The organism is Amycolatopsis sp. NPDC006131 (assembly GCF_040614175.1).
Taxonomy (GTDB): Bacteria; Actinomycetota; Actinomycetes; order Mycobacteriales; family Pseudonocardiaceae; genus Amycolatopsis_E; species Amycolatopsis_E tucumanensis.
The window spans coordinates 26,075-46,726 of sequence record NZ_JBEXTX010000063.1 but is presented as its reverse complement, the minus strand read 5'-3'; the positions used below and the strand labels follow the sequence as shown (position 1 = coordinate 46,726).

21 protein-coding genes and 1 tRNA gene are annotated in these 20,652 nt (G+C 72.2%); 7 read left to right on the top strand and 15 right to left on the bottom strand.

From position 1 onward, the window contains the following. Positions 1-162: 162 nt before the first annotated feature. Genes ABZ215_RS27705 through ABZ215_RS27665 form a run of 9 tightly spaced genes read right to left on the bottom strand, consistent with a single transcriptional unit; the run spans position 163 to position 10,267 of the window. On the bottom strand, positions 163-1,878 hold the full coding sequence (locus ABZ215_RS27705) for a hypothetical protein (RefSeq protein WP_020416295.1): 1,716 nt from the start codon (positions 1,876-1,878) through the stop codon (positions 163-165). 30 nt (positions 1,879-1,908) lie between these two features. Then, the gene (locus ABZ215_RS27700; protein WP_354952746.1) at positions 1,909-3,285 is read right to left on the bottom strand and encodes an amidase; all 1,377 of its coding nucleotides are present in this window, start codon (positions 3,283-3,285) and stop codon (positions 1,909-1,911) included. 10 nt (positions 3,286-3,295) lie between these two features. Further along, complete coding sequence (locus tag ABZ215_RS27695) at positions 3,296-4,060, bottom strand: SDR family NAD(P)-dependent oxidoreductase (protein ID WP_354952744.1); 765 nt, start codon at positions 4,058-4,060, stop codon at positions 3,296-3,298. Beyond that, positions 4,057-5,496, bottom strand: coding sequence for an aldehyde dehydrogenase family protein (locus ABZ215_RS27690; protein ID WP_354952750.1), 1,440 nt, complete (start codon positions 5,494-5,496; stop codon positions 4,057-4,059). Before ABZ215_RS27690 ends, ABZ215_RS27695 begins: the two co-directional genes overlap by 4 nt. Beyond that, positions 5,496-6,260, bottom strand: coding sequence for an ATP-binding cassette domain-containing protein (locus ABZ215_RS27685; protein WP_020416291.1), 765 nt, complete (start codon positions 6,258-6,260; stop codon positions 5,496-5,498). Before ABZ215_RS27685 ends, ABZ215_RS27690 begins: the two co-directional genes overlap by 1 nt. Further along, positions 6,257-7,027, bottom strand: coding sequence for an ABC transporter ATP-binding protein (locus tag ABZ215_RS27680; RefSeq protein ID WP_354952743.1), 771 nt, complete (start codon positions 7,025-7,027; stop codon positions 6,257-6,259). The genes ABZ215_RS27685 and ABZ215_RS27680 overlap by 4 nt, the downstream gene beginning before the upstream one ends. Continuing rightward, positions 7,024-7,842, bottom strand: coding sequence for an ABC transporter permease (locus tag ABZ215_RS27675; protein WP_020416289.1), 819 nt, complete (start codon positions 7,840-7,842; stop codon positions 7,024-7,026). The genes ABZ215_RS27680 and ABZ215_RS27675 overlap by 4 nt, the downstream gene beginning before the upstream one ends. Next, positions 7,839-8,786, bottom strand: coding sequence for an ABC transporter permease (locus ABZ215_RS27670; RefSeq protein ID WP_354952741.1), 948 nt, complete (start codon positions 8,784-8,786; stop codon positions 7,839-7,841). Before ABZ215_RS27670 ends, ABZ215_RS27675 begins: the two co-directional genes overlap by 4 nt. Beyond that, the gene (locus ABZ215_RS27665; protein WP_237335917.1) at positions 8,786-10,267 is read right to left on the bottom strand and encodes an ABC transporter substrate-binding protein; all 1,482 of its coding nucleotides are present in this window, start codon (positions 10,265-10,267) and stop codon (positions 8,786-8,788) included. Before ABZ215_RS27665 ends, ABZ215_RS27670 begins: the two co-directional genes overlap by 1 nt. A gap of 74 nt (positions 10,268-10,341) precedes the next feature. Between ABZ215_RS27665 and ABZ215_RS27660 the strand changes: the two genes are divergently transcribed. Both ABZ215_RS27660 and ABZ215_RS27655 read left to right on the top strand, forming a co-directional pair. Then, the gene (locus ABZ215_RS27660) at positions 10,342-11,082 is read left to right on the top strand and encodes a FadR/GntR family transcriptional regulator (RefSeq protein WP_354709814.1); all 741 of its coding nucleotides are present in this window, start codon (positions 10,342-10,344) and stop codon (positions 11,080-11,082) included. A gap of 44 nt (positions 11,083-11,126) precedes the next feature. Then, positions 11,127-11,978, top strand: coding sequence for a methyltransferase domain-containing protein (locus ABZ215_RS27655; RefSeq protein WP_354952738.1), 852 nt, complete (start codon positions 11,127-11,129; stop codon positions 11,976-11,978). Here the strand turns inward: ABZ215_RS27655 and ABZ215_RS27650 are convergent. Both ABZ215_RS27650 and ABZ215_RS27645 read right to left on the bottom strand, forming a co-directional pair. Then, complete coding sequence (locus ABZ215_RS27650) at positions 11,975-12,463, bottom strand: SRPBCC domain-containing protein (protein WP_237335809.1); 489 nt, start codon at positions 12,461-12,463, stop codon at positions 11,975-11,977. The two genes, ABZ215_RS27655 and ABZ215_RS27650, sit on opposite strands and share 4 nt — an antisense overlap. Further along, positions 12,460-12,798 carry a helix-turn-helix domain-containing protein gene (locus ABZ215_RS27645; RefSeq protein ID WP_027933143.1) on the bottom strand — a complete coding sequence of 113 codons (339 nt, stop codon included), beginning with the start codon at positions 12,796-12,798 and terminating at the stop codon, positions 12,460-12,462. Before ABZ215_RS27645 ends, ABZ215_RS27650 begins: the two co-directional genes overlap by 4 nt. Positions 12,799-12,883: 85 nt before the next feature. Between ABZ215_RS27645 and ABZ215_RS27640 the strand changes: the two genes are divergently transcribed. Then, complete coding sequence (locus ABZ215_RS27640) at positions 12,884-13,906, top strand: patatin-like phospholipase family protein (protein ID WP_354952736.1); 1,023 nt, start codon at positions 12,884-12,886, stop codon at positions 13,904-13,906. Here the strand turns inward: ABZ215_RS27640 and ABZ215_RS27635 are convergent. Beyond that, positions 13,903-15,066, bottom strand: a complete 1,164-nt coding sequence (locus ABZ215_RS27635; RefSeq protein WP_354952734.1) for a macrolide family glycosyltransferase — start codon at positions 15,064-15,066, stop codon at positions 13,903-13,905. The genes ABZ215_RS27640 and ABZ215_RS27635 overlap by 4 nt on opposite strands. A gap of 87 nt (positions 15,067-15,153) precedes the next feature. Between ABZ215_RS27635 and ABZ215_RS27630 the strand changes: the two genes are divergently transcribed. Further along, complete coding sequence (locus ABZ215_RS27630; protein WP_020416280.1) at positions 15,154-15,576, top strand: PPOX class F420-dependent oxidoreductase; 423 nt, start codon at positions 15,154-15,156, stop codon at positions 15,574-15,576. On the opposite strand, the gene ABZ215_RS27625 is transcribed toward ABZ215_RS27630, so the two are convergent. Further along, complete coding sequence (locus ABZ215_RS27625; protein ID WP_354952732.1) at positions 15,561-16,610, bottom strand: PLP-dependent transferase; 1,050 nt, start codon at positions 16,608-16,610, stop codon at positions 15,561-15,563. The two genes, ABZ215_RS27630 and ABZ215_RS27625, sit on opposite strands and share 16 nt — an antisense overlap. An 85-nt stretch (positions 16,611-16,695) precedes the next feature. Between ABZ215_RS27625 and ABZ215_RS27620 the strand changes: the two genes are divergently transcribed. Next, positions 16,696-17,070: an FKBP-type peptidyl-prolyl cis-trans isomerase gene (locus tag ABZ215_RS27620; protein WP_020416278.1), complete on the top strand. Its 375-nt coding sequence runs from the start codon at positions 16,696-16,698 to the stop codon at positions 17,068-17,070. Here the strand turns inward: ABZ215_RS27620 and ABZ215_RS27615 are convergent. Then, positions 17,063-17,944 (bottom strand): LysR substrate-binding domain-containing protein, encoded by an 882-nt coding sequence (locus ABZ215_RS27615; RefSeq protein WP_237335814.1) that lies wholly within the window; start codon positions 17,942-17,944, stop codon positions 17,063-17,065. The genes ABZ215_RS27620 and ABZ215_RS27615 overlap by 8 nt on opposite strands. 73 nt (positions 17,945-18,017) lie before the next feature. On the opposite strand from ABZ215_RS27615, the gene ABZ215_RS27610 reads away from it, so the two are divergent. After that, the gene (locus ABZ215_RS27610) at positions 18,018-18,917 is read left to right on the top strand and encodes a serine/threonine dehydratase (protein WP_354952730.1); all 900 of its coding nucleotides are present in this window, start codon (positions 18,018-18,020) and stop codon (positions 18,915-18,917) included. Between the two features lie 270 nt (positions 18,918-19,187). Here the strand turns inward: ABZ215_RS27610 and ABZ215_RS27605 are convergent. Beyond that, positions 19,188-19,270 (bottom strand) — tRNA-Leu (locus ABZ215_RS27605). Between the two features lie 132 nt (positions 19,271-19,402). On the opposite strand from ABZ215_RS27605, the gene ABZ215_RS27600 reads away from it, so the two are divergent. Further along, on the top strand, positions 19,403-20,611 hold the full coding sequence (locus tag ABZ215_RS27600; protein ID WP_354952728.1) for an FhaA domain-containing protein: 1,209 nt from the start codon (positions 19,403-19,405) through the stop codon (positions 20,609-20,611). Positions 20,612-20,652 lie beyond the last annotated feature (41 nt).

Sequence of the window (20,652 nt, the reverse complement as noted above, 5' to 3'; positions counted from 1 at the left end):
GGTCATCCCGTCGCCTTCCGGTTTGTGCATATCACCTTGATCCAGGGCCGCAAGGTTGGCATGTTCGGCCGCCGGTTGGCGGCCTGGGTTGCGGCCCTGGCTCAAGGTGATCGTCACGTGTCAGGCGACGGGATGACCACCCAGCTACCTTGGTTCGTTCGTTCAGAACGGTTCGTCGTGCAGCCAGTCCAGTGCCTTGCGCGCCGCATTGGACACGGCGCGGTCGGGGTGTGCCACGACGACCGATTCGAGCACTTCGCGTGCGCTCGGGTGGCCGCAGATCGTCGCGCCTGCCAGGAACAGCAGTTGGTCCGGCCGGGGTTGTGAGGCGAAGTCGGCGAGGGCCTTTTCCCGGCCTTCCGTCCGGATGTCCGCCGCCAGGAGGTCCACCTTGCTGTACGTGCGCTCGCGGCCGGCGACCTCGCTGCGGTCGATCAGGCCGGCGTCGAACAGCCACGTCGTCGCGGCTGGGCCTGCTGCCGAGTGGTCCCGCAGGGCGGCGATCGCCGCGACGCCGTCGCCGCCGAGGCGCGCCAGCAGCCGGAACGTCAGCATCAGGTGTTCGAAGTCGTCCGTGCGGCGGGCCAGCGCCGACAGCTCGGCGATCGCTCGTTCGGGGTCCCGGGCGCGCAGCCACGTCGCCGAGCCCTCGTCGAGCACCTGCGCGTCCAGCGGCGCCAGGCGCGCGAACAGGACCTCCGCCGTCTCGGTCGCGAGGTCGTCCACCGTCAGCACCGGCTCGCCCTCGGCGACCCGCAGTTCGTAGGCCGCCTGCACGCCGAGCGGCAGCAGTTGCACGACCTGCCGCTCCTCTTCGGGCACCTCGTCGAGGTAGTCGACCCCGGCGAAGTCCAGCAGGTCCTCGACGTGCTCCTCGCCCGCCGGGAAGATCTCCACCAGCCCGTACTCGGCCAGCCGGTGCACCACGCGCAGGATCGTGCCGCCGTCGCCGCCCAGCATCTCCACCAGCATCGGGATCGTGGCAGGCTCCGAAGCCAGTTCGGTGACCATCTCGGCCGCGACCGGGTTGCCCAGGACCGACGCCACCGCCGCCCGCCACAGCTCGACCGGGTCGGCCAGCCGCCGCGCCGCCTTCTTCACCGGCACCAGCCGACCGCGGTAGACGCGCACCACCCCGGCCCGCTTGGCCATCGCGACGAACTCGGCAGGCGCGCTGATCTCCGCCAGGTCCCGGCCGTCGCCGACCCACTCGACGAACCGGCGCAGCTGCGGCACCACCGCCGTGACCTCGGCCTCCGCCGCCAGCCGGTCGGGCGACGCGAGCGGGAACACCGGGGACGGCGCGGCCGCCTCCGCGTCCGGGTCGCCCTGGTAGTGGCGGTACGCCAGGTCGTGCAGCAGCGTCTGGTCGACCTCGACCTCACCCCGCCGCACCCGGTCGATGAACGCCTGCGCGGCCACCTCGTTCAGCGGGTCGATGCCGTGCTCGGCCATCGCGACGGCCCAGAACTTGGCCAGCCCGAAGTTCGACGGCTCGTTCATCGCCGTGTCGAACCGGTCGGCGATCGCGGTCAGGTAAGTGCGCAGCACGGCCGGCTGCTCGCTGCGCTCGTCCAGCAGGTCGGCGTCGTCGAAGAAGTCCATCAGCGCCTCGACCGTGGACAGCACGGCCGAGGAGTGCGGGTCGAGCAGCACGACCTTGCGCGGGAACCACACCAGCAGCGCGTTGCGGAGGATGTCACGCGTCCAGCGGCCGAGCAGGCCGTCCCGTTCGAAGCGGAAGTCCAGCATCGCCCCGGCGACCACCGGGTCCACCACCCGTTGCCGCATCTGCGACCAGGCGTCCAGCTCGACGAGCAGCCGCTGCCGGGCGTCGATGAACTCTTCCTCGTCCGCTCCGGTGTACACCATCCGCATGGGTCCGATCGTCCCCCAGATGGCGCGTCTTCACACCCCCGGCGACCGTTGCGGGCCGCGAATTCCTTCGAACGCCGCAGCCAGCTGCAGCACACCGAGGTCGTCGAAGCGCCGTCCGGCGATCTGCAGCCCGACCGGCTGTCCCCCACTCGTATAACCGCAGTTCAACGACACCGCGGGCTGGCCGGACATGTTGTAGGGCACGGTGAACGCGATGTGCTCGAACGGCCGCTCCGGGTCGTTCGTCGGCGACGCCCACTCCGCGGGCGGGGCGGAAACCGGGCAGGTCGGCGACAGGACGAAGTCGTACGGCTCACCGGCGCGCAGCGCGGCGACGCTGATCGCGTCCATCTGGGCGAACCCGCGGTACGCCGCGACACCGGAGACCTCCGCGCCGCCCTGCGCCCAGGCGGCGATGTACGGCAGCACCAGCGCCTGCCGTTCCGGGGGCAGCGCGCTGATGTCGCACCACGCCCGCACGCGCCAGAAGTCGTCGAGCCCGTCCAGCATTTCCCTGGTCAGGAAGGGTTCGACCGGTTCGACGATCGCGCCGGCCGCCTCGAACCGGCTCGCCGCGTCGAGCACCGCGGCCCGCACGTCGTCCTCCACCGGCAGTCCGACCCCGGCGTCCAGCTGCAGGCCCAGGCGCAGTCCGGTGACGTCGAGTTCCAATTGTGACCAGGCGATTTCCGCCGGCGGCAGGCTCAGGTGGTCCCGGCTGTCCGGCGCGGACACCACACCCATCAGCAACGCCGCGTCCGCCACCGTGCGCGTCATGGGCCCGGCGACCCGGCCGGGGAACGGCGGGTGCACCGGCACCCGCCCGAAGCTCGGCTTCAGGCCGACCAGCCCGCACCACCCGGCGGGCAGCCGGATCGAACCGCCGATGTCGGTGCCGACGTGCAGCGGCCCGTACCCGGCGGCGGCCGCGGCGGCGGCGCCCGCGCTCGACCCGCCGGGCGTCCGCGACAGGTCCCACGGGTTGCGGCTCGCGGTGTGGAAGCTGGACAACCCCGAGGTCAGCATCCCGTAGTCGGGCATCGTGGTCTTGCCGAGCAGCACCGCTCCGCCCTCGCGAACGCGGGCGGCGGCGGGCGCGTCGGCCGGGGCCGGGACCAGGTCGGTGGCCGCGGTGCCCAGCGGCACCGGCGTGCCCTTGGTCGCGATGTTCTCCTTCAGCGTGAGCGGCACGCCGTCGAGCGGCCCCGCCTCCCCCGCGACCCACCGCTGCTCGGACGCCTTGGCCGCGTCCCGCGCCTGCGACGGGTCGTAGGCGTAGAGCGCGTGCAGGGACGGTTCGAGTGCGTCGATGCGGGTCAGCACCGCCTCGGTGACCTCGACCGGGGACAACGTCCCGGCGCGGTAGGCGGCGAGCAATTCGGTCGCGGTCAGATCGGTCGGCTCCACGGGTCCCTCCTCATTCCGGCGGTGTGTAGCGGCCGTCCACCGCGGTCCAGCCGCCGTCGACGGCCAGCACCGCCCCGGTGACGAAGCTCGCGGCGTCGGAGGCCAGGTAGACGACGGCCCCGGCCAGCTCGGACGCCTTGGCCCAGCGGCCGAGCGCGCTCTTGCCCGCGTACGCGGCGTACCAGTCGGGGCTGGCCTTGATCTGTTCGGTCAGCGGCGTCTCGACCACGCCGGGCGCGATCGCGTTGACCCGCACGCCGGACGGCCCGAACTCGGCGGCCGCGGTGCGGAACAGCTGCACGAGCCCCGCCTTCGTCGCCGCGTACGGCCCCTGACCGGGTTCGACGGTGGTGCCGCGGATCGAGGAGAACCCGATGATGCTGCCGCGCCCACGCTCGACCATCCCCGCGCCGAAGGCCCGGACGACGTCGAAGGTCGCGCCGAGGTTGAGCGCGACGACCCGGTCGAACTCCTCGCGCCGGTAGTCGAGCAGGCGTTTGCGCACGTTCGTCGCCGCGGTCAGCACGACGACGTCCAGCACACCGAGCTCGCCCGCCGCCCGCTCGACGGCGGAGGAGTCCAGCACGTCGATCTCGTAGGAGTCGCCGCGGATCTCGCGCGCGGTCTCCGCCGCGGCGGCGGCGTTGCGGTCCGCGCAGATCACCTCCGCGCCGTGCGCGGCGAGCGCGAGCGCCGACTCGCGGCCGATGCCGCTGCCCGCGCCGAGCACCACGGCACGCTTCCCGTCGAGCCGGAACAGCTTCTCGTAGTTCACGCCCTGATCACCGCCATCCGCGTCACGGTCAGCTCGTCGATCGCGAACCGCGGCCCCTCGCGCCCGATGCCGGAGTCCTTCACGCCGCCGTAGGGCATGGTGTCCGAGCGGAACCCGGGCACCTCGTTCACCACGACACCGCCGACCTCCAGCTCGTCGACCGCCCGCATCGCGGTGCGCAGCGAGCGGGTGAACACGCTCGCGTGCAGCCCGTACCGCGAGTCGTTGACCTGCGCGAACGCCGTGTCCACGTCGGGCACGCGGCGCAGGCAGACCACCGGCCCGAAGATCTCCTCGTCCCAGCAGTCCACGCCGTCGGGCACGTCCGTCAGCACGGTCGGCCGGATGATCCCGTCCACCGCTTCGCCGCCCGCGGCCACCTTCGCGCCCGCGGCGACCGCCGCCGAGATCCAGTCCAGCACGCGACGGGTGGACCGTTCGTCGATCAACGCGGACACCCGGGTCTTCTCGTCCCGCGGGTCGCCGGTGACGACCTCGGGCAGCCGGGCCAGCAGGCGTTCGGTGAACTCGTCCGCCACCGCGTCGACGACGAGCAGCCGCTGCACGGAGATGCACGCCTGCCCGGACGCGTAGAACCCGCCGCGCAGCACCGCGTCCACGGCCGCGTCGAGGTCGGCGTCCTCGGCGACCACCAGCGCCGAGTTCGAACCCAGTTCCAGCAGGGTCTTCCGCGGCGCCGCGTCCTTCGCGATCCGGTGCCCGACGGCAGCCGAGCCGGTGAACGACACCGCGCCGATCCGCGGGTCGGTGACCAGCGCGGATCCGACCTCGGCATCACCGGTGACCAGCTGGACCATCGGCAGCGGTGCGCCGACGGCAGCCGCCGCCTCGCGCACGAGGTGCACCAGCCACAACGTCGACAGCGGCGTCTGCGGCGCCGGCTTCACGATCACCGGGCACCCCGCGGCGACGGCGGGCGCGATCTTGTGCGAGGCGAGCAGCAGCGGGTAGTTGAACCCGGCGATGCCGACGACCACGCCGATCGGCTTGCGCACCCAGAACCCGGTGAGCCCCTCGCCGGCGGGCAGCAGGTCCAGCGGCACGGTCTCGCCGTGCAGCCGGGCGACCTCCTCGGCCGCGGCCTGCCACGTCACCATGGTGCGGGCGACCTCGACGCGGCAGTCGACGAGCGGCTTGCCGGTCTCCACGACCAGCAGTCCCTCCAGCTCGTCCCGCCACTCCACCAGCGACCGGTGCACGCCCAGCAGCACCTCGCGGCGCACGTGCGAGGGCAGCTTCGCCACCTCACGCGCGACGAGCACCGCCTCGTTGACCGCGAGGTGCGCCAGGTCGGGCGTGCCGACCGGCGCCCGCGCGACCACGCAGCCGTCGTAGGGGAACCTGATCTCCGTCGTGTCCGGTGTGGACACCCAGTCGGACCCGATCGGCAGTCCGTCGGGATAGGGGTCGAACATCATCGTCCTCCCTGCAGCCTGGCCAGTTCCGCACGCAGGTTCGGGGCCGCCGCGACGAGCTCCCTCGTGTAGGGATGTCGCGGATCGCCGTAGACCTGTTCCACCGCGCCCAGCTCGACGAGCTCCCCGGAACGCATCACGGCGACCGTGTCGCAGACCCGGCGTACCACGGCGAGGTCGTGCGAAACGAACACCAGCGTCAGCTCGAAGCGCTCGGTCAGCTCGGCGAGGAGGTCGAGGATCTGCTTGCGCACCGACACGTCAAGTGCGCTGACCGGCTCGTCCGCGATCAGCACCCGCGGGCGCGGCGCGAGCGCGCGGGCGATCGAGATCCGCTGCCGCTGGCCGCCGGAGAACTGGTGCGGGTACCGGCTCGCCGCGTCCGGCGGCAACCCGACCGCGGTCAGCAGCTCCGCGACGCGGTCCGGATCGCGGCGGCCCAGCGGTTCGGAAATGATGTCCCGCACGCGCATCCGCGGGTCGAGCGAGCCCATCGGGTCCTGGAACACCACCTGCAACGCGTTGCGCAGGAACCCCAGCTTCCGCTCGGGCAGGCCGTCGATGCGCCTGCCGTCGAAGGAGATCTCGCCGGAGGTGGGCCGGTCCAGCCCGGCCAGCAGGCGCACCAGGGTGGACTTGCCGGAGCCGGATTCGCCGACGATGCCGAAGCGCTGCCCGGCCGCGACGGTGAACGACACCCCGCGCAGCGCGTGCACCTCGCGTGGCCGTCGGTAGTGGCGGTGGACGTCCCGCAGTTCGATCACGCCGCCTCCAGGTCCGACGCGGCCAGCAGCTTCTTCGTGTAGTCGTGCCGCGGCCGGGTGAGAACGTCCGAAGTGGACCCCTCTTCGACGATCCGGCCCTCGAACATGACGAGCACCCGCGTGCACACCCGCGCCACCACCGCGAGGTCGTGCGTGATGAACAGCAGCGCCGTCTCCCGCTCGGTGACTCCGGTCAGGATCAGGTCGAGCACCTGCGCCTGCACGGTGACGTCCAGCGCCGTCGTCGGCTCGTCGCAGATCAGCAGCGCCGGATCGTTGGCCAGGGCGATCGCGAGCACCACCCGCTGCCGCTGACCGCCGGAGAGCTGGTGCGGGTAGGCGCGGGCGAGCTGCTCCGGATCGGGCAGCTTCACCGCGTCCAGCAACGCCACCGCGGCCTCGTGTGCGGCTCGCCGCGACTTGCGGGTGTGCAGCCGGATCGCCTCGGCGACCTGGCGGCCGACGCGCATCAGCGGGTTCAGCGCGGTCATCGGCTCCTGGAACACCATCGCCAGGTCCCGTCCCCGCCGACGCGACAGCTCGCGTTCGGACGCGCCCAGCAGCTCGGTCCCGGTCAGCTTCGCGGAACCGCTCGCCCGCAACCCCTCCGGCAGCAGGCCCATCACCGCGGACGCGGTCAGCGACTTGCCGGACCCGGACTCGCCGATCAGCCCGACCCGCTCACCGGCGCCGACCGCGAACGACACCTCGCGCACCAGCGGGTGCGCGCCGGCGTGCACGGACAACTCCGAAACTTCGAGGGTCATCGCCGCTCCAGCCGGGGGTCGAGTCGGTCGCGCAGACCGTCGCCAAGCAGGTTGAACCCGAGCACCGCGATCGCGATCGCGAGACCCGGCACCAGCGCGAGCCGCGGCTGCACCGTCAGCAGTTCCTGGGACTCCTGCAGCATGCGCCCCCAGGACGGCGTCGGCGGCCGCGTGCCGAACCCGAGGAACGACAGCGCCGCCTCGGCCAGCACCGCGATGCCGAACGACACCGAGCACTGCACGATCACCAGCCCGCCGATGTTCGGCAGCACGTGCCGCCGCGCGATGAAGAACCGCGACCGGCCCGCCGAGCGCGCCGCCAGCACGTACTCCGTGCTCATCACCTGCAACGTGCCGGAGCGGGCCACCCGCGCGAACGACGGGATGGTCGCGACTCCGATCGCGATCATCGCGGTGACCGTGCTCGCGCCGTAGACCGCGCCGAGCATGATCGCCAGCAGCAGCGCCGGGAACGCGAGCACCAGGTCGTTGACCCGCATGACGAACTCGCCGAGCCACCGCTTCGACATCCCGGCCAGGATCCCCAGCGGCGTCCCGACCAGCGCGGCGACGCCGACCGCGATCACGCCGACGTACAGCGTCGTGCGCGCGCCGACGAGGATCTGGCTGAACACGTCCCGGCCGAACTTGTCGGTGCCGAACCAGTGCTCACCGGTCGGCCCGAGCAGCCGGGCGGTCGATTCGACCTTCAGCGGATCGTGCGGCGTCCACACGAACGACACCAGCGCCGCCAGCACCACGAGCCCGACCAGTACCGCCCCGGCGATCAACGCCGGCGATGTCCGCCCCTTCACCGCGCCGTCCTCAGCCGGGGGTCGATCACCACGTACAGCAGATCGACCACGAAGTTGACCACCAGCACCGCGGCCACCAGCACGAGCACGATGCCCTGCACCGACAGCAGGTCACGCGCCGACACCGAGTCCAGCAGCATGCTGCCCAGGCCGGGCAGCACGAACACCCGCTCCACCACGACCGCGCCGACCAGCAGCGTGGTCAGCTGGAGCCCGAGCACGGTCACCACCGGGACGGCGGCGTTGCGCATGCCGTGCCGCATCAGCGCCGGGTACGGGCGCAGGCCCTTCGAGCGGGCGGTGCGCAGGTAGTCCTGGCCGAGCGTGTCCAGCACCGCCGAGCGCACGTACCGCGTGAGCACCGCGCCCTGCACGAGCCCGAGCGACAACGCGGGCAGGATCAGCCCGCGCAGGAACTCGCCGGTGTCGACGTTCGGCGGCGTCCACCCGCCCGACGGCAGCCACCGCAGCTGCACCGCGAACACCTGCACCAGCAGGATCCCGGCGAGGAACGCCGGCACCGCCACCCCGAGCTGCGACAGGCCGGAGATGGCCGTGCCGCCGAAGCGCCGGTGCCACACCGCGGCCAGCGCGCCGAACGGCACCGCGAGCACGACCGCGACCAGCATCCCCGCGCCCACCAGCCACAACGTGACGCCGAGCCGGTCCACCAGCTGCGGCCCGATCGCCTCGCCGGTGACGTAGGAGCGGCCGAAGTCGCCCTGCAGCACCCCGCCCATCCAGCTCAGGTACTGCTCGACCAGCGGCCGGTCGAGGCCGAAGTCGGCGCGCGTCCTGGCGAGCAACTCCGGAGTGGCGTTGATGCCGAGCGCGACCTGCGCCGGATCGCCGGGCAGCACCGCCATGAACGCGAACACCACGATGGAGGCGACCAGCACGCTGACCACCAGGATCGCCACGCGGCGCAGGATCGCGGCGGTCATCAGCCCAGCCCCGTCAGGTCGAAGGACTCGCTGACCTGGTTGGCGGCGAGCCCGGTCACCTTCTTCTTCGCCACCACCACGTTCGGGTACAGGAACAGCCAGTCGGCGGCCGCGTCCGCGGTGATGGTGCGGGCGGCCTCGCGCATGTCCGCGACCTGCTGCTCCGGCGTGCCCGCGTCCGCGTCCGAGATGAGCTGCTTGACCCGCGGGTTGTCGTAGCCCCAGTAGTACTTGGGGTTGCCGAAGGTGGTGATGTCGCGGGCTTCGACGTGCTGGACGATCGAGGCGTCGAAGTCGTGGTCGGTGAAGACCTGCTTGAGCCACACGGCCGGGAAGTCCAGCGGCTCGATCGTGACTCGCACGCCGATGTCCGCCAGATCGGAGGCGACCACCTGCGCGGCGGCCGTCGCGTACGGCAGGTTCGCGACGCGCAGCCGGATCGACAGGTTCGTCTGCCCCGCCTCGGCGAGCAGCGTCTTCGCCTGCACCGGGTCGTGCGGGTAGTAGCCGGCGAGGTCCTCGTACCAGGGGTCGGTGGGCGGGACCATGCTGCCGAGCACCGTGCCGCGACCGGCCCACGCGGTGTCCAGCAACGCCTTGCGGTCGATGGCCAGGGTGAGGGCGCGGCGGACGCGCACGTCGTTGAAGGGTGCTTTCGCGCCGTTGAAGGAGAGCACGACCTCGCCGTTCGTGGTGCCCTGCAGGACGGTGAACCGGTTGTCGTTCTCGAACTGCGGGATCGAGTCCGGCGCGGTGATCTGCGCGATGACGTCGATGCCGTTGCTGAGCAGCGCGTTGTTCAACGCGGTCGGATCCTTGATGTACTTCAGGATCACGGTCCGGTAAGCCGGTTTCCGGCCCCAGTAGCCGGGGTTGGCGGCCAGGACGATCGAATCGCCGCGCCGCCGGGACTGCACCTCGTACGGCCCGGTGCCGACGGGCTTGCCCGCCAGGTCGGCGACCCCGGTGGGGCTGAACATCGCGCCGACGCGGCCGGTCATGTCGAACAGCCAGCCGTTGCTGGGCTTCTTCAGCACCACGCGGGCGTGCAGCGGGTCGACCACCTCGACGTGGTCCACGACGTCCATCTTGGACTTGATGGAGATCGTCCAGTCGGTCTTGACGCGGTCGATGGAGAACTTCACGTCGTCGGCGGTGAACGGCGCGCCGTTGCTGAACGTCACGCCGGGCTGGAGCTGGAAGTCGTAGGTGCGCCTGTCCTCGCTCACGGTCCAGGACCTGGCGAGCAGCGGCACGATCTTGCCGCTGCTGTCCAGCTTCACCAGGCCCTCGTAGACGTTGTAGAGCAGGGCCTGCGGGATGGCCGTGCCGTCGGTGCGGGTGAAGTCGAAGTTCGCCGGCTCGGCGGTGAACCCGACCGCGAGCGTGTCCGGGCCGGAGCCGACCGTCGCCGTGGATCCGGCGGAGCAGGCCGAAACCACCAGCAGGAGTGCCAGTGCCGCGGAAATTCGGACTTTCATCCTCACCCCGAGTCAGTATGCTGGTCCGACCAGTAGCCTAGGTTTGCACCACACGGGGTGAAGGTCAAGACACGATGGAATTCGAGCCGGTCAGCCCGGTCCGCGCCTACGAGCGGATCGTGGAACAGATCGAGCAGGCCGTGCTCACCGGCCGGCTCCGGCCGGGCGAGCGGCTGCCCGGTGAACGCGAGCTGATGGCCCAGTTCGGGGTCAGCCGCTCCACGATCCGCGAGGCGCTGCGGGTCCTGCAGGCCGGCGAGGTGATCCGCTCGCGCCCGGGTGATCCGCGTGGGCCGGAGGTCCTGCCCGCGTCACCGGCGAGCCTGCAGAAGTCGCTGGACCGGCTGGCGCGCGCGGAAACGCTCGGGCTGGCCGAGCTGCTGCAGTTCCGGATGATCCTGGAGGGCTCGGCGTACCGGCTGGCCGCCGAGCTGCGGACCGAAGAGGACCTGTCGGAGCTGCGCGCGGCGCTGGCGGCGATGACCGAAAGCCTGGACGACTACGCGACCTTCAGCCGCGCGGACGTCGCGTTCCACGACGTGGTCGCGCGGGCCGGGCGGAACACGCTGATCGTGGTGTGCGGCAAGGTCGTGCGCGGGGTGGTGCTGGACCTGATCGCGGGCAAGCTGGAGAACTCGACGGACCGGCAGTCGCTGATGGCGGCGTCGGTCGCGCACCACAAGGAAGTGCTGCGCGCGGTGGAGGACGGCGACGGCCCGCTGGCGGCCCGGCTGGCGCGGCGCGCCCTGTTCGACTACTACGCCGAGTACGTCGGCGCGGACGAGCGGATCGTGCTGGAACACCTGCTGGACTGAAAATTCCGTGGTGCCACGCCGTGGATGATCGCTACCGTCCGGGCGTGGCGTATGAACACCCGCTGGCCTACGTCCTCGGCCTGGAAGGCCTGGCGCTGCTGCGATCCTTCCGCGGCGAGCACGACCGCGCGTTCGTCGCGGAACGCCTCGCCGAGATCCGCCGGCTGCTGGCGGATTCCCCGGACGGCGTGGAGGTCGCGCACGTCGACCCGGTCGAGGGCTACGACCTGTGGGCGCCGACCTACGACTCCCCGAACCCGGCGTTCGACTTCGACGAGCCGTTCGTGCGCGAGGTCGCCGGCCGGCTGTCCCCGGGGGTGGCATTGGACGCGGCCTGCGGAACTGGCCGGGTGACGGCGGTGCTCGCGGAGTGCGGCCACCGGGTGGTGGGCGTCGACTCGTCGCCGGGGATGCTCGAACTGGCCCGGAAACGCTTGCCGGACGGGGAATTCCACGTCGGGAGTCTCACCGCGCTGCCGTCCGGGCCGGTCGACCTGGTGACCTGCTCGCTCGCGCTGACGCACGTGCCGGACCTGGGCCCGGTGTTCGCGGAGTTCGCGCGCGTGTTGCGCCCCGGCGGGCACGTGGTGATCGCCGACGTGCACCCGGAGCAGGTGGCACGTGGTCACGTCCCGGCGGTGCGCCGCGCGGACGGTGCGCCCGGCCGGGTGCTTTCGCACTGCCACCGCACCGGCGACTACCTGCGGGCCGCGCTCGCCGCCGGGCTGGAACCGGTGCGGTGCGCGGAACCGGTGGCGCCGGCCAGGGAGATCCCGGCGTCCGAGCCCGGCCCGTGGGAGACGTGGCCGTGGTCGCTGGCCGGACTGGCGCCGGCGGCCGCGCAGGCCGCCGGCGCCGGTGTTCCGTCGATGATCCTGTGGGAGTTCCGGAACTAGTCCTCGGCCAGTAGCGCGTCGATCTGGCCCTCGGCGAGCTTCATGCCCTCCTCCATGCCCATCTCGATCAGCTTTTCCAGCTGCTCCAGGCTGTCGAAGGAGTTCACGGTGGTCATCCGGGTGCCGCCGCCGTTCGCCTCGATGGTGACCGCGCAGTGGATGACCGGCATCTCCGTGTTCCGCTCGCCCTTGTCGTCGGCGAAACCGTCGTCGAACTCCAGCCGGTGCGGGGCCTCGACCGCGGTGATCTCCCACCAGCCGTGGGACTTCGTGCCGTCCGGGCCGGTCATGAAGTAGCTGGAGCGGCCGCCTGCCTTGAAGTCGTGCTGCTCGAACGTGGCGGGCCAGGTCGGCGGGCCCCACCACCGCTCGAGCTTGCGCGGGTCCTCCCACACCCGCCACACCCGCTCCGGCGCGGCGTCGTACTCCGCGACGATCGTGAGGGTGAGGGCCTCGGTGTCCTTGTGCGAGCTGATGACCGTCATTCGTCCTCCTCGGACAGGATGTCGCCGATCGCGTCGGCGCGGTGGCGCCAGATCTGTTCGTATTCGTCGAGCAGGCGGGCCGCCTTGCGCAGGACCTCGGGATTGCCGTGCACGAGCTGCTCCCTTCCGCTCCGCTGTTTGACGACCAGCGACGCCCGCGCGAGCACCGCCACGTGCTTCTGCACGGCGGCGAAACTCATGTCGTACCTGCGGGCGAGCTGCGAGATCGACTCCTCCTGGCGGAGCACCCTGGTGACGATGTCGCGCCGGGTGGCGTCCGCGAGTGCGTGGAAGATGCGGTCGATCTCCGCGTCGTCGAGTTGACTTACAACCACATGGTTGTACGTTAGTGGCCGCGGAACCGTCTGGCAAGAGGTGACTCCTTGCTCCCGGCGGGACACCCGTAGTACACCCGTCCGTATGACTGGGGTCGGGCTTTGCCTGTCCGGTGGCGGCTATCGCGCGATGCTGTTCCACCTGGGCGCGTTGTGGCGCATCAACGAACTGGGCTGGCTGCCCGAGCTGACGCGGATCTCCAGCGTCTCCGGCGGCTCGATCACCGCGGGCGCGCTCGCCGTCGCGTGGCCGCGGCTGGAGTTCACCGGCGGGGTGGCGGCCAACTTCACCGACGAGGTCGTGCGGCCGGTGCGCGCGCTCGCCGGGCGGACGCTCGACGTGCCGGTGATCCTGCGCGGCTTGGTGACGCCCGGCCGCAGCACCGGGGAGGTCCTCGCGGCGGCGTACCGGAAGCACCTGTTCGGCGACCTCCTGCTGCCGGACCTGCCCGCGCACGGCCCGCACTTCGTGTTCACCGCGACCGACCTGCAGGACGGCGACCAGTGGTGGTTCTACCGGGAACGGCAGCAGGACCCGCCGGTCCAGCTCGCGACCGCGGTCGCGGCGTCGTCGGCGTTCCCGCCGTTCCTGTCGCCGGTCGTGCTGACCACGCCGGTCCCGGGCGAGGACCGGCGCATCGAGCTGAGCGACGCCGGCGTGTTCGACAACCTCGGCCTGGACCCGGTGATCGGGCACTGCGACACGGTGCTCGTCAGCGACGCGGGCAAGCGGATGGACAAGCTGCGGTCGGTGTCCCGGAACTGGCCGGGCCAGCTGCTGCGCACGCTGGACATCATGGACAACCAGGTCCGCACGCTGCGCACGTCGTCGCTGATCAAGTCCTATGTGGACGGCACGTTCGCGGGCGCCTACTGGGGCAGCTACAGCGACATTGACAACTTCGAGGTCGACGACGCGCTGCCCGCGCCGCTCAGCCGGACCCGCGCGCTCGCCGAGTCACCCACCCGGCTGCGGCGCACCCCGGCCGCGGTGCAGGAGCGGCTGATCAACTGGGGCTACGCCATCTGCGACGCCGGGATGCGCCGGTGGGTCGACCCGAAGGCCAAGCCACCAGCGGACTTCCCCTACCCCGCCGCGGGCGTTTAGCGGAGCAGCTCCTCCAGGAGGTCCGCCGCCCGTGTGGAGCCGCCCTCGGCGCGGGTTTCCTCGCGCAGCCGGGCGGACCTGCGGGCGACCTCGGGGTCGGCGACGAGTTCCAGCAGGGTGCTCCGCAGCAAGTCGGCCGTCGCGTCCGGGGTGTCGATCCGCCGCGCCACGCCGAGTTCGACCACGCGGTCGGCGTTCATGAACTGCTCGGCGGCCTGCGGCACCGCGATCATCGGCACGCCCGCGTGCAGTCCTTCCGCGCTGCTGCCCATGCCGGCGTGCGTGACGAACGCGTCGGCCTGCGCCAGGATCGCCGGCTGCGGCACCCAGGACCGGACCTCGACGTTGGCCGGGACCTCCCCCAGCTCGGCCGGGTCGACGTACTTGCCGATCTGCAGCACCACGTGCCAGCCGGGCAGGTTCCCGAACGCGGCGAGGCATTCCCGGTAGAACGCGGCCTGGCGGGTGTAGGCCGAGCCGAGCGAGACCAGCAGGACCTTCCCGGCGTCCGCGGGCCGCGTCCACGCGCCGGCGTCCGCGCGGTCGCCGAGGCACGGCCCGACGAAGGTCACGCTGTCGTCCACGCGGTCGGCGTTCGGCTGCATCGCGCGGGGGATCAACGCCAGCGCACGCGGCGGCTTGCCGGAGAACGCGTCGCTGTCCAAAGTGGTCGCTCCGGACGAGGCGAGCCAGCCGGCGAACTTCGCCCGGTGCGCGTCGGCGCCGGGCAGCGCCCACAGCTGCGCGGCGACCTCTTCCTCGTAGCCCTTCCAGGCCACGAACGTCGGCGACAACTGCACCAACGGGCGCCCCTGCGATTCGGCGAGGACGCGCGCGCCGTAGGCGCCGATGTCGTAGAGGTAGAGGTCCGCCGGATCCGCGTCGTACACGGCACGCAGCTGCGGGAGCGCGTGGATCGCGTCGTCGAGGAACAGGTCCATCGCCGCGATCGGGTCGGCGGGCCAGTCGTTGTCGGCCACCGGCAGCGTCGAGGTGCACGGCACCAGCTCGGCGCCGGTCGGCTCGATCAGGTGGGCCACGGCCGGGTCGTTGGCGTAGGTCACGCGGTGGCCGCGGGCGACCAGCTCGCGGATCACTTCGAGGCTGGGCAGGACGTGGCTGACGGCCGGAACCCCGACCATGGCGATGTGCTTGCTCATGTCAGCGGCGACCCTAGCGTGATCACGCCGGGCGGGCATCCGGATTTCCTTGACCTCCAGTTACCTGGAGGTTCTAGCGTGAATCCCATGATCTTCACCGAACGCGAGCGCGCGTACCTGGCCGGCCAGCGGCTCGGCCGCATGGGCACCGTCGACGCCAAGGGGCGCCCGCAGGTCCGGCCGCTGAGCTTCCGGCTCAACGACGACGGCACGATCGACATCGGCGGCCCCGCGCTCAGCAAGAGCCAGAAGTGGCGCAACCTCGAACGCAACCCCGAGGTGTCGTTCGTCGTCGACGACATCACCCCGGACGAGCCGGGCGCCGTCAAGCCCGGCTGGGGGCGCGGCGTCGAGGTCCGCGGCACCGCCGAACTGATCACCGGCGTCGAGCCGCCGGAGTTCGGCCGCGGCTTCTTCAGCGACGAGCTGATCCGGATCCACCCGCGCGTCGTGCACGCCTGGCACCTGGACCCGGACCAGCTGACGCGGCGGGCTCAGGTCAGCGCCTGAGCCAGGTCCCGCCAGAGGTCCTCGGGGTCCTCCAGGCCGACGCTGAACCGCACCAGGCCGGCGGGCACGTGCGCGTCGCCCGGCCACATCGCGCGGCGCTCGACGATGCTCTCCACCCCGCCGAGGCTGGTGGCGTGCCGAATCAGCCGCAGCGACGCGCACAGGCGGTCGGCGGCGTCCGCGTCGGCGAGGTCGAAGGCGATCATCGTGCCCTGGCCGGGGTAGCGCACCTTCGTCACCGCCGGGTGCGCGCCGAGCCGCTCCGCGAGCAGCGCCGCGGTGCGGGACTGTTCGGCCAGCCGGACCGGAAGCGTCCGCAACCCGCGCAACGCGAGCCACGCCTCCAGCGCGCCGGGGGTGGCGCCGTTGCGGGTGCGGGCGTCGCGCAGCTCCGCGGCCACGCCCTCGTCCGCGGCGATCGTCAGCCCGAGCAGCAGGTCGCTGTGCCCGCCGATCAGCTTGGTCGCGCTGTGCACGACGATGTCCGCGCCCAGCGACAACGGCTGCTGGGCCAGCGGCGTGGCGAACGTGTTGTCCACGACGACCCGCGCGCGCTGACCCGTCAGCGCGGCGATGTCGATCAGGTCGAGGGTCGGGTTGGTCGGCGACTCGACCCACACCACGTCGGCCTCGCGGGCGGCGGCCAGCCAGCCCTCCCGGTCGGACGGCTCGATGCGGCGCACCTTCAGCCGCCCCTTGGCCGCGGCGTGGTCGAGCAGCCCGCGGGTGCCCGCGTAGCTGTAGACCGGCACGGCGACCTCGGCGCCGACGTCCAGCAGGTCCAGCACCGCGGCCGCGGTCGCGATGCCGGAGGCGAACGCCGTCGCGTGCCCGCCTTCGAGCGCTCCCACGGCTTCTTCGAGCGCGGCCCAGGTCGGCGTGCCGTCCTCCCGCGCGTACCGGAAGCCCGCGCCGGCGAGGTAGGTGCTCGCCGGGACCAGCGGGGTGTTCAGCGGCTCACCGGGTTCGTCCGGTCGTCCGGCGGCCACCGCACGGCTGCGCGGCGTGAGGTCGTCGAGGTTCACGCTGCTCATTACAACAGCCGACCACGAGCTGGGCGTGCGGCCCCCGGAGCCGCTGGGTACCGTGCAGCGACCGCAAACACAGGGAGGAACACGCATGGCACTCGAACGCCCCGAGGTCGACAAGCCGACCGGGCCGCCCCCGGCCGAGCTGGAGGTCACCGACCTCACCGTCGGCGACGGTCCCGAAGCCGCCGCGGGCAACGTCGTGTCCGTGCACTACGTCGGCGTCTCGCACTCGACCGGCGCGGAATTCGACGCGTCCTGGAACCGGGGTGAGCCGCTGCGCTTCCCGCTCGGCGCCGGGCACGTCATCCCGGGCTGGGACCAGGGCGTGCAGGGCATGAAGGTCGGCGGCCGCCGCCGTCTGGTCATCCCGCCGCACCTGGCCTACGGCGACCGCGGCGCGGGCGGCGTCATCAAGCCGGGCGAGACCCTCGTCTTCGTGGTGGACCTGGTCGACGTCAGCTGAGCCGGGACGCCACCCGCGCCAGCAGGCCGGCCACGGCCTCGACGTGCGCGGCCGGCCGGGGGCGGTGCACCGCGTACACCTCGCGGTCCAGCGCGCTCCCGGCCAGGTCGCGCACCACGATCCCGTCGGCGCCGCGCACCACGCTCGCCGGCACCAGTGCCGCGCCCAGCCCGGCCCGGACCAGCGCGAGGATCGCCGCGTAGTCCCGGGTCTCGTAGGCGATCCGCGGCTCCACCCCGTCCTTCGCGGCCAGCAGGTCCAGGCACTGGCGGTCGGCCGAGATCCAGTCGTCGTCGGCGAGGTCGATCAGCTTCACCTCGGGCTTGCGCGCGGCCGGGTGGTGGGCGGGCAGCACCAGCCGCAGCCGGTCGGCGAGCAGCGGCACCCGTGTCAGCCCGCGTGACGGCGGCAGCTGCCGCCCCGGGTAGCGGTGGGTGATCAGCAGGTCCAGCTCGCCCGACACCACCAAGTCGTAGCCCTCCGGCGGCTCCAGGTCCACCAGCCGCAGCCGGGTCGACGGGTACGCGCGCCGGAACTCCCCCACGACCTGCGGCAACAGCACCTGCCCCGCGGTCGCGAAGGTGCCGACCGTCAACGCGGCGGGCGGCTGGTCGCGTAGCGCCGCAAGCGTTTGCTCCGCCTCCCGCAGCTCCCCCGCGATCGCCTCGCCGTGCCGGACCAGCAGCCGTCCGGCCTCGGTGAGCACCGTCCCGGTCGCGCGGCGCTCCAGCAGCGCGCAGCCCGCCTCGCGTTCGAGCCGGGCCAGCTGCTGGGACAGCGCGGAGGCGGTGAAGCCCATGTTCCGCGCCGCGGTGGCGATGGACCCGGCGTGGGCGACCTCGACCAGGACGCGCAGCCGTTCGGCGACGAGCATGCCGTAAGTATCGCTAATGCCGGGCAACGGGAAAGCGCTGGCGGCTTACGGCCGTCCTGCGCACAGTGGACTCATGACAAGCACGGTCGTCCCCGACGTCACCGCCGCCGCGGAGCGCATCCGCCCGTACGTCCGCCACACCCCGGTGCTGCGCGCCGAAGTCGACGGTCGCCCGCTCGTGCTGAAGCTCGAGCACCTGCAGCGCACCGGCTCGTTCAAGCTGCGCGGCGCGCTGAACGCCCTGCTCGCCGGGGAGCGGCCGGAGCAGGTCGTCACCGCGTCCGGCGGCAACCACGGCATCGGCGTGGCAACCGCCGCAGCGATCCTCGGCCTGCCCGCGACCGTGTTCGTGCCGGACGGCGTCCCGGCCGGCAAGGCACGCCGGATCGAGGCGGCCGGCGCGCGGCTGGTGCGGGCGGGCGCGCGGTACGCCGACGCGGCGGCGGCAGCCCACGAAGCCGCGCAGGCGCCGGGCGCGCGGTACGTCGAGGCCTACAACGACCCGGTCGTGATCGCCGGCCAGGGCACGGTGGCGGCGGAGATCGTCACCGACGCGCCCGAGGTGGATGCGATCGCGGTGGCCGTCGGCGGCGGCGGGCTCGCGGCCGGGGTGGCGCTCGGCTCCGGCGGGCGGCTGACGGTCGCGGTCGAGCCGGAGCGGTGCTCCTGCCTGCACCAGGCGCTCGCGGCCGGGCGCCCGGTGGACGCGGAGGTGGACTCGGTCGCCGCGTCGGCGCTGGGCGCGACCCGCGTCGGGGAGGTCCCGTTCGAGGTGCTGTCCGGGCCGGGCGTGCGGTCGCTGGTGGTCAGCGAGGCGGAAATCCTCGCGGCGCGGGACCGGCTGTGGGACGAGTTCCGGCTGGCCGTCGAACCGGCGGCCGCGGTGCCGTTCGCCGCGTGGCTGGCCGGCGCCGTGCCCGGCGAAGTGCCGTGCGTCCTGCTCTGCGGCGCCAACGCGGATTGGACGCCGTGACTACCGCGGGGCAGGGCCGGAACCGATTCTGGTGAGCATCGCCACCGCCGCCGCTACGCCTGAGGCGCCGGAGACCGTCGAGGTCCTCGCCGATCTCGTCCAGCCGCCCCGCCGCGGCCACGTTCAGGTTGTCCCGTCGACGCGGTCACGCATGTGACAGTCCCCGTCGTTGTGCATCAGAACGCCCACCACCTCGCGGGAGCGCTCCGCACCGCGGCGGGGTGGAACGAAAAAACCCGGGCTCTGGGATCCAGAGCCCGGGTCATCGGGTGGGCGAGGAGGGAGTTGAACCCTCACGTCCTTTCGGACACACGGACCTGAACCGTGCGCGTCTGCCATTCCGCCACTCGCCCGAGTTGCCTGCGACAGCGAAGAGAACTCTAGCAGGCCGTTTCGGGGCCCTTCACCGGGGGTCGTGTCGAAGGGCGCGGATCCCGATAGGATCGATGCGAAAGCACATGGTGCGAAGGAGGGTGAGGGGTTCCGTGGGTCGCGTTGAGCGCTTCGATCGACGCCTGGAATCCCTGGTGGGAAACACCTTCGCACGCATGTTCGGCGGCAATGTCGTCACGCAAGAAGTGGCGCAGGCCCTGGAACGCGAAGGCGAGGACAACGTTCGTGAGCTGGCCGGTGGCAGGCTGCTCGCCCCCAACCACTACATCGTGTCACTGGGGCCGACTGACTACGACCGGATGGCCGGCGATGAGTTGCGCGTCACCAGGGTGCTCACGGAAGCCGTCAAGGAGCACCTCGCCGAACACGGTTGGGACACCTATGGTGACGTCGTAGTTTCGCTCGAGCGCAACGACGCGCTGCATACTGGACAATTCAAGACCCGTTCATCCGTCGACCCCGACGTCAGCGCGCGTAACGTCGCGGGTGCAGGACGGTCAGCACGACCCAGCAACGCAGGAGACCCAGCAATGAGCCAGCCCCCCGGCTACGGCCAAGGCCAATACGACCAGGGTGACCCGTACGGCCAGCAGGGCCAGTACGGCTACGGACAGCAGGGACAGCCCGGTTATGACCAGGGTGGCTATGGCCAGCCGGGTTACGACCAGGGTTACGGCCAGCAGCCCGGGTACGACCAGGGCTATGGCCAGCAGCCCGGGTACGACCAGGGCGCCGGCTACGGCGGCCAGCCGGGTTACGACCAGGGTTACGGGCAGCAGCCCGGCTACGACCAGGGCTACGGCCAGCCGCAGGGCGGGTACGACCAGGGTTACGGCCAGCAGCCCGGCTATGACCAGGGCTATGGCCAGCAGCCCGGGTACGACCAGGGCTACGGGCAGCAGCCCGGCTACGGCACCCCGCCGGGTGGCTACGGCCCGCCGCAGGGCGCTCCGGACCCGTACGCGCAGCAGGGCTACGCTCCGCCGCCCGCCGCGCCGGGTGCGGGCCGCCAGCTGCAGGCCGTCCTCCAGCTCGACGACGGCTCGAACCGGAACTACACCCTCAAGCAGGGCGGCAACGTCATCGGCCGCGGCCAGGACGCCGACTTCCGCCTGCCCGACACCGGTGTCTCCCGCCGCCACCTGGAGATCACCTGGGACGGCCAGAGCGCGACGCTCGCCGACATCGGCTCCACGAACGGCACCACGGTCAACGGCACGCCGGTGCAGACGTGGCAGCTCGCGGACGGCGACGTGATCCGGGTCGGCCACTCCTCGCTGGTGTTCCGCACGCAGGGCTGACACGCGCGCCGGTAACCTGCGCCTGACCGGGTTCGCACCCG

What these genes read in the sequence shown, in the direction of transcription:
- ABZ215_RS27705 (WP_020416295.1), bottom strand. Translation starts at nt 1,878, where the DNA reads ATGCGGATGGTGTACACCGGAGCGGACGAGGAAGAGTTCATCGACGCC.
- ABZ215_RS27690 (WP_354952750.1), bottom strand. Translation starts at nt 5,496, where the DNA reads ATGTTCGACCCCTATCCCGACGGACTGCCGATCGGGTCCGACTGGGTG.
- ABZ215_RS27680 (WP_354952743.1), bottom strand. Translation starts at nt 7,027, where the DNA reads ATGACCCTCGAAGTTTCGGAGTTGTCCGTGCACGCCGGCGCGCACCCG.
- ABZ215_RS27670 (WP_354952741.1), bottom strand. Translation starts at nt 8,786, where the DNA reads ATGACCGCCGCGATCCTGCGCCGCGTGGCGATCCTGGTGGTCAGCGTG.
- ABZ215_RS27665 (WP_237335917.1), bottom strand. Translation starts at nt 10,267, where the DNA reads ATGAAAGTCCGAATTTCCGCGGCACTGGCACTCCTGCTGGTGGTTTCG.
- ABZ215_RS27660 (WP_354709814.1), top strand. Translation starts at nt 10,342, where the DNA reads ATGGAATTCGAGCCGGTCAGCCCGGTCCGCGCCTACGAGCGGATCGTG.
- ABZ215_RS27650 (WP_237335809.1), bottom strand. Translation starts at nt 12,463, where the DNA reads ATGACGGTCATCAGCTCGCACAAGGACACCGAGGCCCTCACCCTCACG.
- ABZ215_RS27640 (WP_354952736.1), top strand. Translation starts at nt 12,884, where the DNA reads ATGACTGGGGTCGGGCTTTGCCTGTCCGGTGGCGGCTATCGCGCGATG.
- ABZ215_RS27635 (WP_354952734.1), bottom strand. Translation starts at nt 15,066, where the DNA reads ATGAGCAAGCACATCGCCATGGTCGGGGTTCCGGCCGTCAGCCACGTC.
- ABZ215_RS27630 (WP_020416280.1), top strand. Translation starts at nt 15,154, where the DNA reads ATGATCTTCACCGAACGCGAGCGCGCGTACCTGGCCGGCCAGCGGCTC.
- ABZ215_RS27625 (WP_354952732.1), bottom strand. Translation starts at nt 16,610, where the DNA reads ATGAGCAGCGTGAACCTCGACGACCTCACGCCGCGCAGCCGTGCGGTG.
- ABZ215_RS27620 (WP_020416278.1), top strand. Translation starts at nt 16,696, where the DNA reads ATGGCACTCGAACGCCCCGAGGTCGACAAGCCGACCGGGCCGCCCCCG.
- ABZ215_RS27615 (WP_237335814.1), bottom strand. Translation starts at nt 17,944, where the DNA reads ATGCTCGTCGCCGAACGGCTGCGCGTCCTGGTCGAGGTCGCCCACGCC.
- ABZ215_RS27610 (WP_354952730.1), top strand. Translation starts at nt 18,018, where the DNA reads ATGACAAGCACGGTCGTCCCCGACGTCACCGCCGCCGCGGAGCGCATC.